We start from the raw sequence: 15,001 nt of genomic DNA, 5'->3' as shown, positions 1-15,001 counted from the left end.
ACTTGGACTCTGTCCATCGTAGGATCGGATTCGTAGATAGCCAAGAGACAGGACGACCCCAGAGCGGCAGGTGACGAGGACGTGACCGACCACCACCAGGCAGCCGCGCGGTGCAGACACGCGCACACCGGCCGCCGGCGTCCCCCTGCTCGCAACCGTCCAGGACGGTGACCCTCGACCTCGTGACCCTCGGCCTCGTGACCCTCGACCTCGTGGCGATCGACGGGGGCGATCGACGAGGCCGAGCCCTTGCACGTGGGGCCCTGCGCCCCGGCTGCTCCATCGCATTCAGCCGCATTCAGTTCCTGAACACCGTGATCCGCCTGGTACGGAAGGATTCCCATGTCTGAGAACCATGATGCAATCGTCACGGACTCCAAGTCGGAGGGCGCGGGGGGCTGTCCCGTCGCCCACGGGCGCGCCCCGCACCCGACTCAGGGCGGTGGAAACCGCCAGTGGTGGCCCGAACGGCTCAATCTGAAGATCCTGGCCAAGAACCCCGCTGTGGCCAATCCGCTCGGCGAGGAGTTCGACTACGCCGCGGCGTTCCAGACCCTCGACCTCCCCGCCGTGAAGCGGGACATCGCGCAGGTGCTGACCACCTCGCAGGACTGGTGGCCCGCCGACTTCGGCCACTACGGCCCCTTCATGATCCGGATGGCCTGGCACAGCGCCGGCACCTACCGGATCAGCGACGGCCGCGGCGGCGCGGGAGCCGGCCAGCAGCGATTCGCCCCGCTCAACAGCTGGCCGGACAACGGCAACCTCGACAAGGCCCGCCGGCTGCTGTGGCCGGTGAAGAAGAAGTACGGCAAGAGCCTCTCGTGGGCCGACCTCATGGTCCTCACCGGCAATGTGGCCCTCGAGGCGATGGGCTTCGATACCTTCGGCTTCGGCGGCGGCCGTCCGGACGTCTGGGAGCCCGACGAGGACGTCTACTGGGGCCCCGAGACCACGTGGCTCGACGACGAGCGCTACTCCGGCGACCGCGAGCTGGAGAACCCCCTCGGCGCCGTCCAGATGGGCCTCATCTACGTCAACCCGGAGGGCCCGAACGGCACCCCCGACCCGATCGCCGCGGCCCGCGACATCCGTGAGACGTTCCGCCGGATGGCGATGAACGACGAGGAGACGGTGGCCCTGATCGCGGGCGGCCACACCTTCGGCAAGACCCATGGCGCGGGGCCGGCGGAGAGCGTCGGCGCCGACCCCGAGGCCGCCCCGCTGGAGGCGCAGGGTCTGGGCTGGAGCAACTCCTTCGGGACCGGCAAGGGTGGCGACGCGATCACCAGCGGTCTTGAGGGCATCTGGACCAACACCCCGACCACCTGGGACAACAGCTTCTTCGAGATCCTTTTCGGCTACGAGTGGGAGCTGTTCAAGAGCCCCGCCGGGGCGCACCAGTGGCGGCCGAAGGACGGCGCCGGCGCGGGCACCGTGCCCGATGCCCACGACGCGTCGAAGACCCACGCCCCGACGATGCTCACGACCGACCTGTCCCTGCGGATCGACCCGGCCTACGAGCAGATCTCGCGGCGCTTCCTGGCGAACCCCGCCGAATTCGCCGACGCCTTCGCGCGTGCCTGGTTCAAGCTGACCCACCGTGACATGGGCCCGATCGTGCGCTACCTCGGCCCGGAGGTACCGTCCGAGACGCTGCTGTGGCAGGACCCGGTCCCCGCGGTGACGCACGAGCTCGTCGACGCCGCTGACGTCGCCGCTCTCAAGCGGCAGGTCCTCGACTCGGACCTGTCGGTGTCCCAGCTCGTCTCCGCCGCGTGGGCCTCGGCCTCGTCCTTCCGCGGCAGCGACAAGCGCGGCGGTGCCAACGGCGGACGCATCCGCCTCCAGCCGCAGAGCGGGTGGGAGGTCAACGAGCCCGACCAGCTGGCCGGGGTACTGCGCACCCTGACCGGGATCCAGGAGTCCTTCAACTCCGCCCAGAGCGGCGGCAAGCGGATCTCGCTCGCCGACCTGATCGTGCTGGCCGGTGCGGCCGCCGTCGAACAGGGTGCCGAGGACGCCGGGTTCGTCGTCCAGGTCCCCTTCACCCCGGGCCGCGCGGACGCGACGCAGGAGCAGACGGACGTGGAGTCGTTCGCGGCCCTGGAGCCGGCCGCCGACGGTTTCCGCAACTACCTCGGGAAGGGCAACCGGCTGCCGGCCGAGTACCTGCTGCTCGACCGGGCGAACCTGCTGACTTTGAGCGCCCCCGAGATGACGGTCCTGGTCGGTGGCCTGCGCGTCCTGGGCGCGAACCACCAGCAGACGCCGCTCGGCGTCCTCACCACGACCCCCGGGTCCCTCACCAACGACTTCTTCGTCAACCTGCTCGATCTGGGCACGACGTGGACGGCGACGTCCGGGGACGCGAACGCGTTCGAGGGACGCGACGCGGCCACGGGCCGGGTCAAGTGGACCGGCAGCCGGGCCGACCTCGTCTTCGGCTCGAACTCGGAACTGCGCGCGCTCGCCGAGGTCTACGCGAGCGACGACGCGAAGGAGAAGTTCGTGAAGGACTTCGTCGCGGCCTGGGACAAGGTCATGGACCTCGACCGGTTCGACCTCACCTGATCCTGACGTGACGTGACCTTACGAGACGTGAGGTGAGGTGATGTGATGTCCAGGCAGGCCGGCCCGAACCGGCCTGCCTGGACTGCTGTCCGCAGGGCGCCGGGAAGAGTCCTGGCGCCCTTTCAGCCGGGCAGCTGCTCGACCCTGCTGGTGCCCCTGCCCTCCTGGGACTCCCACGTCCAGCTCTCCTCCAGGCGCAGGCGGCCGTCCGCGAGTTCCCTCAGGACCGAGGTGCAGTGCCCGGACGCGGTCGTGCCGTCGAGGCGGAGCTGCACGTAGCGGAAGTCGAGCGTGTCATCGACCCGGGTGCCGACGAGATGCCCCCTGACCACGTCCCCGCCCCGGTACTCGGCCCAGATTCGGCCGTCCCGCTCGTGGTACTCGAACCGGGTCCGCCGACCGACCTGGCCGGGCGCCTGGTCGGCCACCGGGACGAAGACGAGGCCGTCGAGCGAGCGCGCCACCGATAACTCCTGGGGAAGGGAAGGCGATCCGGGCCACCACCCTAGACGGGGCCCTGTCGACCGGATGCCACGAGGGCCATCTCCCGGTCCACCGCGCCGAGTTCCTCCTCCCGCCCCATGAGCTCCAACTGCTGCCGGTAGCGGTTCAGCGCGCCGATCAGCAGGGTTTCCCTCGTCGGCTCCATGGCGTACATGCGGCGCGCGGCCGCGACCGCCTCGGCCCGCAGGGCCAGTGCGGTCTCGGGCAGGTGGGCGAAGTCCTGGCGGCTGTACTCGTACAACGCGGCGGTCAGCAGCGGCAGATACGCCAGCGGGCTCACCTGGGCGAGCACACGGTAGGCGGCGACCTCGTGGCGGATCGGCAGGATCTGCGATCCGAGGAGGGCGACTCGGGCTCGGAGTACCGCGTCGTGGGTGGCGTGCGCTGAGAAGGTCATGACGGTGATTCTGAAAGCCGCACAGGGGTCTGAACAAGGGCAATTCACTGTGCCCTTGGTCCTACGAAAACCGCCTCTGACCTGTCATGATTGATACGTGTTCACCCCTGTGACCCGCAGCGAGGGTCAGCAGCCGAGGAAGGACAGCCGGACCCGACGCCGCGGGTTGTCCCGGTTGGTGTCCACGAGGGTGACGGACTGCCAGGTTCCGAGCTCCAGCACTCCGTCGACCACCGGCAGCGTCGCGTGGGGCGGGACGATCGCGGGCAGTACGTGGTCCCGCCCGTGCCCGGGCGACCCGTGCCGGTGCCGCCAGCGTCGTCGGCCGGCAGGAGGGACTCCAGGGCCTTCAGGAGGTCGTCGTCACTGCCTACGATGATCACAGGGGGGCGCGTGCTGACGGAGGCGGAGAGCTGACGGAGGCGGAGATCAGGGCCCTGGCGCGGGAGCTCGTCGGGCTCGATGTGGCGGCCGGGGCGCGGTGGGCGGTGGGAGCGGCACTGGAGGCGGTGCGGACGGTCGGCGACGCCCGGACGCTGCCGCAGGACGGTGGGGAACGGGCCGCGCGGGCCGAGTTGTTCCAGGTCGCCGCCTGGATCGCCTTCGACGCCGAGCGGCACGGTGTCTCCCGGCGGCTCCACCTGCGGGCTCTGGGACTGGCCCGGGAGGGCGGAGCTCCCACCCTGGAACCGCTCGTCCTGGCAGTGTTGGCCATGCAGGAGGAGCACCTGAGGCGGCCCCTGACATCCTTGCGGATCGCCTCCTCCGTGCTGGCCCGCGACGGGCTTCCCGGCCGCGTCGCGGCGATCTTCCACGTGCGCGCCGGGCGCGCCCTGGCCCGCATGGGGAACGCGCCGCGGGCCACGCGCGCCCTGCGGACCGCCGCCGAACTGCTCGCCGACCGGCCAACGGACCAGGACCCGGCCTGGGCCTGGTGGTTCGACCGGCACGAACTGGACGGCCACCACGGCCTGGCGCGGGCCGCGCTGGGGGACCTCGACGCGTCCGCCGCCCTCCTCCACGACGCGGCGCGCGCCGGCGGTGACGGCGGCCCCGCCTACCGGGTGCTGTTCGCCGCCGAACTCGCCCGGGTGCAGGCCCGGGCGGGTGACTGGCGCGAGGTCGACACGGCCATGGCCGCCCTGGTGGACGCCGTGCCCGCCGTGGGGTCCGTACGGGCACTGCGGGCCATGGGCGGGGCCACCCGGCTCGTCGAAGGCGGGGGTCGCGTACCGCGCCGTACGCGCGACACCTCCCGCCACCTCGCCCTGGCCCTGCGCGACACCGCTACCGGCGGCGGGTGAGCCAGAGCGGCGGATCCGCGACGGTCTCGCCGCAGCCGTGCACGCGTGCTGGATCTCCTTCATCCGTACCGGAGACCCCAACGGCGGGTCCCTGGCGAACCGGGCCCGCTACGAACGCGCTTCCCGGACCACGATGAGCCTGGACTCGGTCACCGCACGCGTCGACGACCTCGCCGGCCACTGGCGGCGTCTGCGCCGCCCGACGGCCCGGTAGCGCGGCCTACGGCTTCGGCGGCTCCTCGGCCAGGCCGGTGACCTGCTGCACGTGGCGCAGGGCGGGCGGGGCGAGGACATCGTTCAGTTGCTGGAAGATCTGCCGCGCGGCGACCGCGTTCCAGTCGGCGGGGAGCAGTTCGGCGGGCAGTCCGGGGTCGAGGTAGGGCAGGCGGCGCCACTGCGTGAGCATGGGGACGTAGTGGCGGAAGGCCTCGGCGCCGTCGATGGCGGGCTGCCCGGTCAGTCCCGCGGCGACGGGGCCGTAGGTCTCGGTGAACCCGGCGTACTGCTCCTCGATCGCCGGGAAGTCCCACCAGGAGCTGACCGTGCCGGGCAGGTCGCTGAAAGCGGCGTACTCGGCGGCGAACAGGTGCACGTACTCGCTGAGTCCGAGCCGGACGAGCATGTCCCGGGCGTCACCGAGGAGGCGGCCGGGGGCCAGCCACACACCCGGGGCGATGTTCCCGAAGCCCAGCCAGGTCAGCCGGGTGCGCAGCTGGTAGCGGTAGGAGCGCTCGGACTCCGGCACGGAGAAGACGGCCATGGCCCAGCCGTCGCTCAGCCGCGCCGGTTCGAGGCTGCCGAAGATGCGCCGGTCGCCCTCGTCGAAGACGGGTCCCGCGGCCTGGCTGAGCCGGTAGCCGGTGGCGCCCCGGCGCTCCGGTTCGAGGACGCCCTTCTTCTTGAGCCGGGAGATCGCCGAGCGGGCCGCCGGGCCGTCCACGTCCAGCTCGGACATCAGCGTGACCAGGTCGGCGACGGAGATCCAGCCGCCGAGGCGTCGCAGGAACGCCCCGTAGACCGTGTTGATCAACGAGCTGGGCCTGAGGGGACTGTCCGCCATGATCGCCTTCCGTCGTATGCGGTGGCGATCCTACCGACCTGGGCGAACGCGGCGCCGCCCAGGTCACGGTCCCCGGCGGCGGGGTCAGAGGCGGGCGGCCCGCTTCAGTCGGCCCAGGTCCACGAACTTGAAGTCGGTGTCCGTACGGGCCTCCCCGTCGGATCCGGTGGTGGCGGGGGTGTTGTGGCCGTCCTGGACGACGAGCAGGCCGTTCGGGAACTTCTTGCCCAGAGGCGCGGTCGTCACGGCGGCACCGTCGCACTCCTGCGAGCCGTCCGGCGAACCGGGGCCGCCGTCACCGATGCGGAAGCCGCGGACGTACGCGTTCCCGTGCTCGCGGTCGAAGACGGCGAAGGTGTCGTCCCCCTGGCTGGAGGCGAGCAGGTAGCCGCGGCGGCCGGGCTGGCGGGGGTCGCGCCAGATGGTCAGGCCCTCCACGTCCGCGGAGATGTGGCGGCCGCCGAAGCCGGGGTCCGCGCCCGCGTCGCACTCCTCGGTCTCGGGGTTCCAGGTGCCGGGGACGCCGAAGGAGCGGACCTTCTCGATGAGGCGGGCGGGGGAACGCAGGTCGGCGTCGAGCTTCCAGATGCCGATGTCCTCCTGACCGGCGTAGAGGTCACCGGTGTCGGGGTCGACGACCATGCCCTCGATCTGGGGCTCCTCGCCCGGTTCGCCGCACGGCGTCCAGCTCTTGCCGTTCGGCAGAGTGAAGGAGGCGGGCAGCGAGGTGGTGCGGACGGTACGGTAGCCGACCTTCCCCCGGGCGTCGGGGAGGAGTTCGGCCAGGGCCAGGGTGGTGGCGTGGCGCCGGCTGGCGACCGCGTAGGAGCGGCCGCTGCGGCGGTCGGTATAGACGGCCAGGCCGTAGGCGGTCCGCTGTTCGTTGACCTCGTCCTGGCCGGTGGAGAAGACCCGCGGCGCGGCCGCCTCATCGGTGACGTCGACGAGCGGGGCCGTGGGCCGCTTCGGGTCGATCCGGTAGATGCGCAGCTGGTCGCGGCCGCGGTCTGAGACGACGGCCACGTCGTGCCGGCCGTCGGGGAAGCGGAGTCCGGTGATGAGGTCGACGTTGTTGAAGCGTCCGGGCATGTCGCCCTCCCTCGGCGACGCGGGCGCCGGCAGCGACTGCACCTGGCGGCCGTCGAGGTCGTACACGCGCAGGCCGCCCTCCTTGGCGGTGGCGATCACCAGGCTGCGGTCGGGGTCCTTCGCGTTGCGCCAGATCGCCGGGTCGTCGGCGTTCGCGTTGCCACCGGCCTCGTCGTCGAAGAGCGAGGGCGTCTCGACGGAGGCCGACACCCGGGGCAGCGAGGGCGAGGCCGAGGCGTCCCGGTCTCCCTGGGCGTGCGCCGGTACGGCGATCACACCCAGGACCACCATGGCCGCCGCGGCCACGGTCGGGGTCCGCCTGCTCGGGATCACGCGCATCTTGCCTCCTGCTGAGGGGTACGAGGTCCGGCCGGCCGCGGGGTGACCGGGGTCGTCCGGAGCCCTGCGACGGGCCGACCCCACCGTGGGCCACGTTCGGGTGACAACCATGGAGCGAGAATGACGTGCACATGACTGCGTGGTGAAATCCGGCGGCCCCGGGGCCTTCCCGGGCGCTTCCTTAGCGGAACGTTAGATCTGCGTGGCGGACCTTGTCCGGGTACAACGCCCGCCCCATGCTCTGGACACTCCCCGAGCGCCGGGGCAGTTCTCCCGTCCCCCGTCAGGGACTTCCCTCTGGAGCCGCCATGTCCTCGTCCGCCGTCATGCCCGCGTCGCCACCCGCGGACGAGCGCAGGAAGCGCCGACTCGCCCTGGTCGGCGGCTCGCTCGGCAATCTGGTCGAGTGGTACGACTGGTTCGTCTACGCCAGCTTCGCGATCTACTTCGCCGACTCCTTCTTCCCCGGCGACAACCCGACCACGCAGCTGATGAACACGGCGGGGATCTTCGCCGTCGGCTTCCTGATGCGCCCCGTCGGCGGCTGGATCCTGGGCCGCGCCGCCGACCGCCACGGACGCAAGAGCGCCCTCACCCTCACCGTCACCATGATGTCGGTGGCCGCCCTGCTGATCGCCGTCGCCCCGACCTACGGCCAGGCCGGCTACTTCGGCGCCCTGGTGCTGCTGCTCGCGCGGCTGCTCCAGGGAATGAGCATCGGCGGCGAGTACGCGGCCAGCGCCACCTATCTGACCGAGGTATCCGCACGCAACCGGCGCGGCCTGGGCTCGTCCTTCCAGTACGTGTCCATGACCTGCGGCCAGCTGCTCGGTCTGGGCATCCTCATCACGCTCCAGCACACCCTGACCACCGCCCAGTTGGAGAGCTGGGGCTGGCGCCTGCCGTTCGTCCTGGGGGCATTGTTCGCGGTGGTCGTCTTCTGGCTGCGGCGACGGCTCCAGGAGACCGACGCGTTCAAGGAGGAGGCGCAGTCGCCGGAAGCCGGCGGGGACGCCCACGACGACAGCACGCGCGGCACCATCAAGGTCCTGTGGCAGTACCGCCGTCAGGCCGGTCTGGTCATGGCGCTCACCCTCGGCGGCACCGTGGCCTACTACACCTACACCACCTACCTCACCAAGTACCTCATCGGCAGCGCGGGTATGGAGAAGACCACCGCCACGCTCGTCAGCTTCACCGCGCTGACCCTCTTCGCCGTACTGCAGCCCTTCGCCGGCATGCTGTCCGACCGGATCGGCCGCCGGCCCCTGCTGATCACCTTCGCGGTGGGCTGCACGGTGGGCACGTACCCGATCATGACCGCCCTCGGATCGGCGTCGTCGTACTGGTCCGCCCTCGGCCTGTCCCTGCTGGCCCTGGTCACCGTCACCGGCTACACCTCGATCAACGCGGCGGTCAAGGCCGAGCTCTTCCCGACGCGGGTGCGCGCGCTCGGCGTGGCGCTGCCGTACGCGATCGCCAACGCGCTCTTCGGCGGTACGGCGGAGTACGTGGCGCTGTGGTTCAAGAACAGTGGGCACGAAACCATGTTCTTCTGGTACGTCTCCGGGTGCGCGCTGATCTCCCTCGTGACCTACGTCCTCATGCCGGACACCCGCAATGCCGCGCTCAGCCGCGCGGAGGCCGAGGCCGACGGTGGGGGCGGCGACGAGGGCGACCCGGGGCGGTCGGCGGTCGCTCCGGCCGAGGCCGCGCGCTGATCCGTCCCGGTGACCCGGTGCGCCCGCTCCCGTAAGCTGCTGCGCCGGGTCATGGGGATCCGGTGACCCGGGTCCGGTCACAGGCCGCAAGGAAACCGTCTATGCACGCGCTTCTCGTCGAGGACGACGATCGCATGGCCCAGGCACTCGGCACGGCCCTCGCCCTGCGCGGGCACACCGTCCGCCGTGTCGGCCGCGCCCTGGACGCCCTGCGGCACGTCCGTGAGGCCGAATTCGTCCTGCTCGACCTCGGGCTCCCCGACCTCGACGGGCTGGAGCTGCTGCGGAGGCTGCGTACCGTCTGCGCCGCGCCGCTGATCGTGGTGACCGCTCGCTGCGAGGAGCGCGACATCGTGCAGGGGCTGCGGGCGGGCGCCGACGACTACGTGGTCAAGCCGTTCCGCATGGCGGAGCTGATGGCCCGGATCGACTCCGTACGACGCCGGACCGACCCGGCCCCGGGGCGGCCCGACCCCGCGGCGGCCGGCGCCGGGCCCGTGCGCACCGGCGATGTCGCGGTGGACCTGGCGGGCCGGACCGTCACGGTGGCGGGCGCAGAGGTACGCCTGACCCGGCGCGAGTTCGACGTACTCGCCTTCCTGGCCGCCCGCCCCGACGAAGTGCACTCCCGCGAAGTGATCCTGGACCGGATCTGGGGCGACGCCTTCCTGGCGGCCTCCCGTTCGCTGGACGTGCACGTGGCGGGCATCCGCGCCAAGACCGGCCGCTCCGGCCTGGTGCGTACCGTCCGCGGGTTCGGCTACCAGCTCGGCTGCCCGGCGGCGGCGCCCGATGGCGGGGACGGCGAGCGGTGAGACGCCGGCTCCTCGCGGTGCTGATGGTGCTCATGGGAGCAGCGGCCCTGCTGCTCTGCGTCCCCCTGGCGGATGCGTACGCGCGCGGGCGCACCGAGCACCTGCTCCTGCAACGGCGCTCGGAGGCCGTCCGGTTCGCCGATCTCGCCGACCGGATGCGTACCGCCGCCGACCGGGCTGAGCTCTCGGCCGAGATCGGCCGCTACGCCGAGCTGTACGGGGCCGGGGTCGTCGTGGTCGACACCGCGGGAGCGACGGTGGCCCGGGCCGGGACCGGCCCGGCGGCGGAGGCCGCCGACGGCGCGGCCACCGACTCCGATTCCGGCTCGGGCGGTCCCTCCGCCGGGGCGGACGCCCGTGGCCGCGCCTTCACCGGCCGCTCCACCGACCGGCTGCCCACCCTTCGCCCCTGGGGGCCGCGCACCGTCGTGATCGCCGAACCGGTCGGGCGGGACGAGCGGGTGAGCGGGGCGGTCCTGCTGGCCGTTTCGACCGGCGCCGCCCGCCGGGACGTGGCGGTCCGCTGGTCGCTCATCGGCGCCGGGGCGCTCGCCGCCTTCGCGGCGGCCGCCCTGGTCGCCGCCGGGATCGCGCGCTGGCTGATGCGACCGGTGCGGGACCTGGGCCGGGCGGTCGAGCGGCTGACCGCCGGCAGCCTGCACGCCCGGGCCGTGTCCGACACCGGCCCGCCGGAACTGCGCCATCTGCGGCGGCACTTCAACATCATGGCGGAGGCCATGGCCGACTCCATCGGCCGCCAGCGCGACTTCGTCGCCGATGCCTCCCACCAGCTCCGCAACCCTCTGGCCACCCTGGTGCTCCAGCTGGAGAACGTCGAACCGCACATCGCTCCCGGGCCCGGTCTGGCCGAGCACGGCCGCGCGCTGGACGAGGCGGAACGCCTGGAGGAACTCCTCGACGGCCTGCTGGCACTGGCCCGCGTGGAGTCGGGCACGGCCGAGCTGAGCGAGCAGGACGTCGCACGGGCGGTACGGGACCGGGTCACCGCCTGGGCACCGGTCTTCCGCGCCGCGGGGGTGGAACTGGCGGTCACCGGTCCCGCGGAGGGCCTGTGGGCGCGCGCCCTGCCCGACGCGGCGGGCCGGATCCTGGACGCGCTCCTCGACAACGCCGTGAAGTTCGTCCCGCGGGAGCGCCGCGTCGAGGTGCGCACCGCGCACGGCACGGACGGCTGCGCCGTCGTACGGGTCACGGACGACGGCCCGGGCGTACCGGAAGGCCAGCCGGCGCTGCTGCTACGGCGTTTCGCACGCTCACCGGAGCACCAGAACATTCCCGGCAGCGGCCTGGGGCTGGCCATCGCCGACGAGATCGCCCGGATCAGCGGGGGGCGGCTCGCCGTCAGCGGGAACGAACCGCACGGCCTGGTGGTGGAGCTGCGGCTCCCGTCGCCCTGAGCGACTCAGCCGTACACCGACCGGTAGTGCGCGACCGCGCCGGGATGCAGCGGCACCTCACCGGTGGAGATGGCGAAACGAGGCTCCAGCCGGGCCCCCGCCGTCACCTCCCGCAGCAGGTCGCGCCACCGCTCGAAGACCACTTCGAGCAGATCGCGTACGAGGCCCTGCGGTACGTCCGCGCGCGCCATCAGATAGTTGCCGACCCCGACGGTTCCCACCGGCTCCGTCAGCCCGTACACCCCGGCCGGCAGGGTGACCGTCGTGTAGACGGGGGCATAGCGGTCGCGGAGCGGGGCCACGTAGGCGTCGAGCGGCAGGAACCGCAGCGGCCGTTCGCGCGCCAGGGCGGCCAGTGCCGCCGTCGGCACCCCTCCCGACCAGAACAGCGCGTCGACCGAGCCGTCGCGCAGGGCGCTCACCGAGGCGGCGAGGCCCAGCGGGCGCTCGTCCGCCGCCGGTGCGGGGGCGGGGGCGGGGGCAGGTGGGGGTGCGGGGGCAGGGGGTGCGCCGCTCAGGCCGGCAGCCCGCAGGATCCGTTCCGTCACCACCTGCACGCCCGAGCCGGCCGCCCCCGCCGCGACCGGGCGCCCGGCGAGGTCCTGCACCGAGCGCACCGGCCCGTCCGCCGGAACGAGCAGGTGCGTGTAGTTCACGTAGACCCGGGCCAGCGCCGTCAACGGGGTCGGCCGGGGGAACGACTCCCGGCCCAGCACGGCGTCCTCGGCCACGTCCGCCATGGCCAGGGCCAGCTCGACGGAGCCCTCGTCCAGCTTCCGCAGGTTGTTCACACTGGCCGCGGTGCTCACCGGGACTATCTCGATCCGTCGGCCGCTCGCGGTGACGGCCTGCGCAAGGGCCCGGCCGAACGCGTTGTACGGCCCGCCCTCCGGTCCCGTCGCGAGCCGTAGCCGCCGTACCGGACCCGAGTCCCCCGAGCAGCCGGCCAGCGCCCCCGCCAGGGCGCCGAGGCCGCCGCCCATCACCCGCCGCCGGGTCACTTCCGCGCTGGTCACAGCGGAAGCCTAGACGGTCCCGCCTCACTCGGCGGGGGCCGGTTCCCACGACCCGGCCGCGGGCTCGCTCCCTCCCGTGTCCAACCGGAACGGCGGGTACTCGTCGGTCATGAGGGCCGCGTAGACGAGTACCCGCAGCATCCACCGCAGCAGGCCCGTGAGCAGGTCGAACAGGCCACGCGGGTAGGTCCCGGTAAACGTCAGGATCACCACGGCGACGAGGGAGAGCACACCGAAAAGCCCGGAGGAGAACCGCGACCATCATAACCGCCGCTTTCATCGCGGCCGGCACGAGCAGTGCCTATATTCGCCACGCCTCGGCCGTCAGTCCGGACCGGCACATACCCCTGGTCTTCCACAGGCTCGCGCACGTTCCGCTCCGGGTCGACCTGCTCTGCCACCCGGCCCGGTGCGCGAGCGCGATACTGCTCGGATTCGCACTGCCGCTGCGCCACCTGCCCGGCCTCATCCGCGCCAACAGAGTGCTCCCCACCTGACCGCGACCCGGCAACGCCTCGGCAACAGCCCGGGCGGACGCGCGGACTTGCAGCGAGGGAAACATCCGCCGGGCCGAGGCCAGTCCGCACTCCGCGCGCCCGACCGGCCGGCTCCCACGGCTGCGTCCCGGACGCACATCGCGCCCCTGCCACCACCTGACGGCATTTCTTAGCATCAGAGGCCAACTATTCGCCCGATGATCTCCGGGACGACTACAAAGGTCGGGACCGAGCCGGACCCGACGATGGGGAGGAAGATGCCACCCGTCGTCGATCAGAACGATATCGAAGGCGGTGGGTGTGCGTGCGTTGGTGCGGCCGGATCGAATTGATTGCGGTCAGATTCCCTTGCCTGCCCCGACGCGTTCGGCCGCGAGGTCTGTTGATCGCACTCCGCATCGAACTCTGGCTCGGAGAAGGCTCTGACGTGCACCGTTCGGCGATCTCGCCAGGCTCGCAGCGGGAGTGGCGCAGCAGCCGCCAGAATATTTTCAAATAGCCACCAATCCACAGGCGTTGCGGCGCCGAATGAGGAGCGAGGGCCTCTCCTGGGGCTCGTTCCATACGGTACGAACTGCGATTCCCGTCCTGGGGATCCACGGAACAGGAGCGAATGTGATAGTCAAGCGCGCCGGTCGCCTCGTGGTTGTCGCCGCCATACCCGCTGCCGTGTTCCTGACGCTGGGCCTTTCCGGACCAGCTCTCGCCGAGGGCGGAAAGGCGTACCAGATCGACCTGGCTCAGCTGAACAACTCGGGTTCCAGCGGCACGGTGATGCTCAACCTCAAGGGCAATCAACTCACCGTGCAGATCGAGTCCGAGGGCATGGTGCCGGGGCAGCCATCGGCACAGCACCTGCACGGTTCGACGAAGGGGCACGACTTCCACTGCCCGGACGCGACCGACGACACCGACGGCGACGGGGTCCTCAGCAACACCGAGGCCACACACGACTACGGCGACATCAACATTTCGCTCACCACGGGCGGGGACACCAAGCCCACCAGCGGCCTCGATGTGCTGCGCATGCCCGTCGCCGACGCAAAGGGCACGATCCGCTACAAGCGGACGATCACCGTCGGCCAGGACGTGGTCGACCACATCAAGGACCTGCACGTCGTTCAGCACGGAATCGACCGCAACAAGAACAAGAAGTACGACTTCGAGGGTGCGGGCAAGAGCGAACTCGACCCGAAGCTGCCCCAGGAGGCCACCGCTCCGACCAACTGCGGAGAGGTCAAGGGCGCGGCCGTCGGGTCCGTTCCGGTCGGCGGCATCGAGACCGGCGGCAGCGGGCCGGAGCACACGGCGGTGACGGTTTCGGTGCCCGAGGGTGTCGCCATCACCGTACTCGCGGCCGTGGCCGGTGCGATCATCCTCGGACGGAAGCGGGCCACTGTCGTCCCCGGCCGCGGGGAGACCACCGGAGGCGGCGCGTGAAGCCCACTCCCGTGCCCGCCGCGACCGTCGCGTCGACCGGGCCGCGGCGCCGCCGCCGGACCGCCGCTCCCCTGGCGGCCGCCGCCGCCCTCGTCGGGCTGCTCCTCGCGGGGTGCGGCGGCCAGAACGCGGCGCAGTCCCCCGCACCGGCCGGACAGGCCGTCCCGGGCGGGGCACCGGCCGCCACGGGCGCCGCTCCGACCGGGAAGGCGCCCGCCGCCGGCAAGTCCGGGCCTCCCGCTGAAGGCCGGGCCGCGCCCGCCCTGGCCCGGTCGGAGCCGCAGAAGATCTCGATCCCCTCGCTCAACCTGTCCAGCTCCCTGGAGACGCTGAAGCAGAACACGGACGGCACCATGCAGACCCCGAAGGACCCCGCGCTGGCCGGCTGGTACGAGCCGGGGCCGACCCCCGGCTCCCAGGGGCCGGCCGTGATCGCCGGGCATGTCACATGGAACGGAGCCGCCGCCGTGTTCGAGAAGCTGAAGACGATGAAGGGCGGTGACACCATCAAGGTGACCCGGCGGGACGGGAAGACGGTCACGTTCACGGTGGACCGGGTCGCCGAGTACCCGAAGGCCGAGTTCCCCACGCTGGAGGTCTACAAGAACCTCGACCACGCCGGCCTTCGCCTGGTCACCTGCGGCGGCAGCTTCGACTCCGCGAAGCACTACTACGACAGCAACGTCGTGGTGTTCGCCCGGATGACGGGCGCCGCGTAGCCGGGACGGCAGGGCCGGATGTCCGTCCGTCAGCCGCAGAGCCCCGCTGCGGCTGACGGGCACCCCGCCGAAAACCCCCCGCTCCCTCCCGCGCACGTGCATGGCAGA

The 15,001-nt window shown here is 72.0% G+C and carries 14 protein-coding genes and 2 pseudogenes; 9 read left to right on the top strand and 7 right to left on the bottom strand.

The window, feature by feature from the left end:
* The first annotated feature begins 167 nt into the window (after positions 1–167).
* Positions 168–350 (top strand): hypothetical protein, encoded by a 183-nt coding sequence (locus ACIQZO_RS18460; RefSeq protein WP_403627221.1) that lies wholly within the window; start codon positions 168–170, stop codon positions 348–350.
* Positions 343–2,574, top strand: coding sequence for a catalase/peroxidase HPI (gene katG, locus ACIQZO_RS18455; protein ID WP_403627219.1), 2,232 nt, complete (start codon positions 343–345; stop codon positions 2,572–2,574). The genes ACIQZO_RS18460 and katG overlap by 8 nt, the downstream gene beginning before the upstream one ends.
* Before the next feature lie 122 nt (positions 2,575–2,696).
* Here the strand turns inward: katG and ACIQZO_RS18450 are convergent, their stop codons facing one another.
* From ACIQZO_RS18450 to ACIQZO_RS18440, 3 genes and pseudogenes are all read right to left on the bottom strand, one after another.
* Positions 2,697–3,038 (bottom strand): hypothetical protein, encoded by a 342-nt coding sequence (locus tag ACIQZO_RS18450; RefSeq protein ID WP_403627217.1) that lies wholly within the window; start codon positions 3,036–3,038, stop codon positions 2,697–2,699.
* A gap of 41 nt (positions 3,039–3,079) precedes the next feature.
* Positions 3,080–3,475, bottom strand: a complete 396-nt coding sequence (locus tag ACIQZO_RS18445) for a hypothetical protein (protein ID WP_403627216.1) — start codon at positions 3,473–3,475, stop codon at positions 3,080–3,082.
* A gap of 126 nt (positions 3,476–3,601) precedes the next feature.
* A pseudogene (locus ACIQZO_RS18440) lies at positions 3,602–3,846 on the bottom strand (YjbQ family protein); the annotation flags it as partial.
* Between the two features lie 117 nt (positions 3,847–3,963).
* Between ACIQZO_RS18440 and ACIQZO_RS18435 the strand changes: the two are divergent.
* Both ACIQZO_RS18435 and ACIQZO_RS18430 read left to right on the top strand, forming a co-directional pair.
* On the top strand, positions 3,964–4,779 hold the full coding sequence (locus ACIQZO_RS18435) for a hypothetical protein (protein ID WP_403627215.1): 816 nt from the start codon (positions 3,964–3,966) through the stop codon (positions 4,777–4,779).
* A gap of 37 nt (positions 4,780–4,816) precedes the next feature.
* On the top strand, positions 4,817–4,993 hold the full coding sequence (locus tag ACIQZO_RS18430; protein WP_403627213.1) for a hypothetical protein: 177 nt from the start codon (positions 4,817–4,819) through the stop codon (positions 4,991–4,993).
* Between the two features lie 6 nt (positions 4,994–4,999).
* On the opposite strand, the gene ACIQZO_RS18425 is transcribed toward ACIQZO_RS18430, so the two are convergent.
* Together ACIQZO_RS18425 and ACIQZO_RS18420 are read right to left on the bottom strand one after the other, a co-directional pair.
* On the bottom strand, positions 5,000–5,839 hold the full coding sequence (locus ACIQZO_RS18425) for a PaaX family transcriptional regulator C-terminal domain-containing protein (RefSeq protein WP_403627211.1): 840 nt from the start codon (positions 5,837–5,839) through the stop codon (positions 5,000–5,002).
* 84 nt (positions 5,840–5,923) lie between these two features.
* The gene (locus ACIQZO_RS18420) at positions 5,924–7,267 is read right to left on the bottom strand and encodes a phytase (protein WP_403627209.1); all 1,344 of its coding nucleotides are present in this window, start codon (positions 7,265–7,267) and stop codon (positions 5,924–5,926) included.
* Positions 7,268–7,593: 326 nt separating this feature from the next.
* On the opposite strand from ACIQZO_RS18420, the gene ACIQZO_RS18415 reads away from it, so the two are divergent.
* The 3 genes from ACIQZO_RS18415 (at position 7,594) to ACIQZO_RS18405 (ending at position 11,221) form a co-directional block, all read left to right on the top strand.
* A complete protein-coding gene (locus ACIQZO_RS18415; protein ID WP_403627430.1) occupies positions 7,594–8,988 on the top strand; it encodes an MFS transporter in 1,395 nt (464 codons plus the stop codon).
* Between the two features lie 101 nt (positions 8,989–9,089).
* On the top strand, positions 9,090–9,803 hold the full coding sequence (locus ACIQZO_RS18410) for a response regulator transcription factor (protein WP_403627207.1): 714 nt from the start codon (positions 9,090–9,092) through the stop codon (positions 9,801–9,803).
* The gene (locus tag ACIQZO_RS18405; RefSeq protein WP_403627205.1) at positions 9,800–11,221 is read left to right on the top strand and encodes an ATP-binding protein; all 1,422 of its coding nucleotides are present in this window, start codon (positions 9,800–9,802) and stop codon (positions 11,219–11,221) included. Before ACIQZO_RS18410 ends, ACIQZO_RS18405 begins: the two co-directional genes overlap by 4 nt.
* A gap of 5 nt (positions 11,222–11,226) precedes the next feature.
* Here the strand turns inward: ACIQZO_RS18405 and ACIQZO_RS18400 are convergent, their stop codons facing one another.
* Together ACIQZO_RS18400 and ACIQZO_RS18395 are read right to left on the bottom strand one after the other, a co-directional pair.
* Positions 11,227–12,237, bottom strand: a complete 1,011-nt coding sequence (locus tag ACIQZO_RS18400) for a TAXI family TRAP transporter solute-binding subunit (protein WP_403627203.1) — start codon at positions 12,235–12,237, stop codon at positions 11,227–11,229.
* A gap of 24 nt (positions 12,238–12,261) precedes the next feature.
* Positions 12,262–12,489 (bottom strand): annotated as a pseudogene (locus ACIQZO_RS18395) (DUF4389 domain-containing protein); the annotation flags it as partial.
* An 860-nt stretch (positions 12,490–13,349) separates the two neighbouring features.
* On the opposite strand from ACIQZO_RS18395, the gene ACIQZO_RS18390 reads away from it, so the two are divergent.
* Both ACIQZO_RS18390 and ACIQZO_RS18385 read left to right on the top strand, forming a co-directional pair.
* Entirely contained in the window at positions 13,350–14,174 is an 825-nt protein-coding gene (locus tag ACIQZO_RS18390) for a hypothetical protein (RefSeq protein WP_403627201.1), read from the top strand.
* Positions 14,171–14,893, top strand: coding sequence for a class F sortase (locus ACIQZO_RS18385; RefSeq protein WP_403627199.1), 723 nt, complete (start codon positions 14,171–14,173; stop codon positions 14,891–14,893). Before ACIQZO_RS18390 ends, ACIQZO_RS18385 begins: the two co-directional genes overlap by 4 nt.
* Positions 14,894–15,001: the final 108 nt, after the last annotated feature.

It is taken from the genome of Streptomyces sp. NPDC097617, from assembly GCF_044761485.1.
Lineage (GTDB): Bacteria > Actinomycetota > Actinomycetes > Streptomycetales > Streptomycetaceae > Streptomyces.
Note: the sequence above shows the minus strand (reverse complement) of the source record. Positions and strands in the feature narration are given on the sequence as shown.

Bases quoted from the DNA above. Each gene is read 5' to 3' on its own strand.
- ACIQZO_RS18420 (WP_403627209.1), bottom strand. From the start codon at position 7,267: ATGCGCGTGATCCCGAGCAGGCGGACCCCGACCGTGGCCGCGGCGGCC.
- ACIQZO_RS18415 (WP_403627430.1), top strand. From the start codon at position 7,594: ATGCCCGCGTCGCCACCCGCGGACGAGCGCAGGAAGCGCCGACTCGCC.
- katG (WP_403627219.1), top strand. From the start codon at position 343: ATGTCTGAGAACCATGATGCAATCGTCACGGACTCCAAGTCGGAGGGC.
- ACIQZO_RS18410 (WP_403627207.1), top strand. From the start codon at position 9,090: ATGCACGCGCTTCTCGTCGAGGACGACGATCGCATGGCCCAGGCACTC.
- ACIQZO_RS18445 (WP_403627216.1), bottom strand. From the start codon at position 3,475: ATGACCTTCTCAGCGCACGCCACCCACGACGCGGTACTCCGAGCCCGA.
- ACIQZO_RS18425 (WP_403627211.1), bottom strand. From the start codon at position 5,839: ATGGCGGACAGTCCCCTCAGGCCCAGCTCGTTGATCAACACGGTCTAC.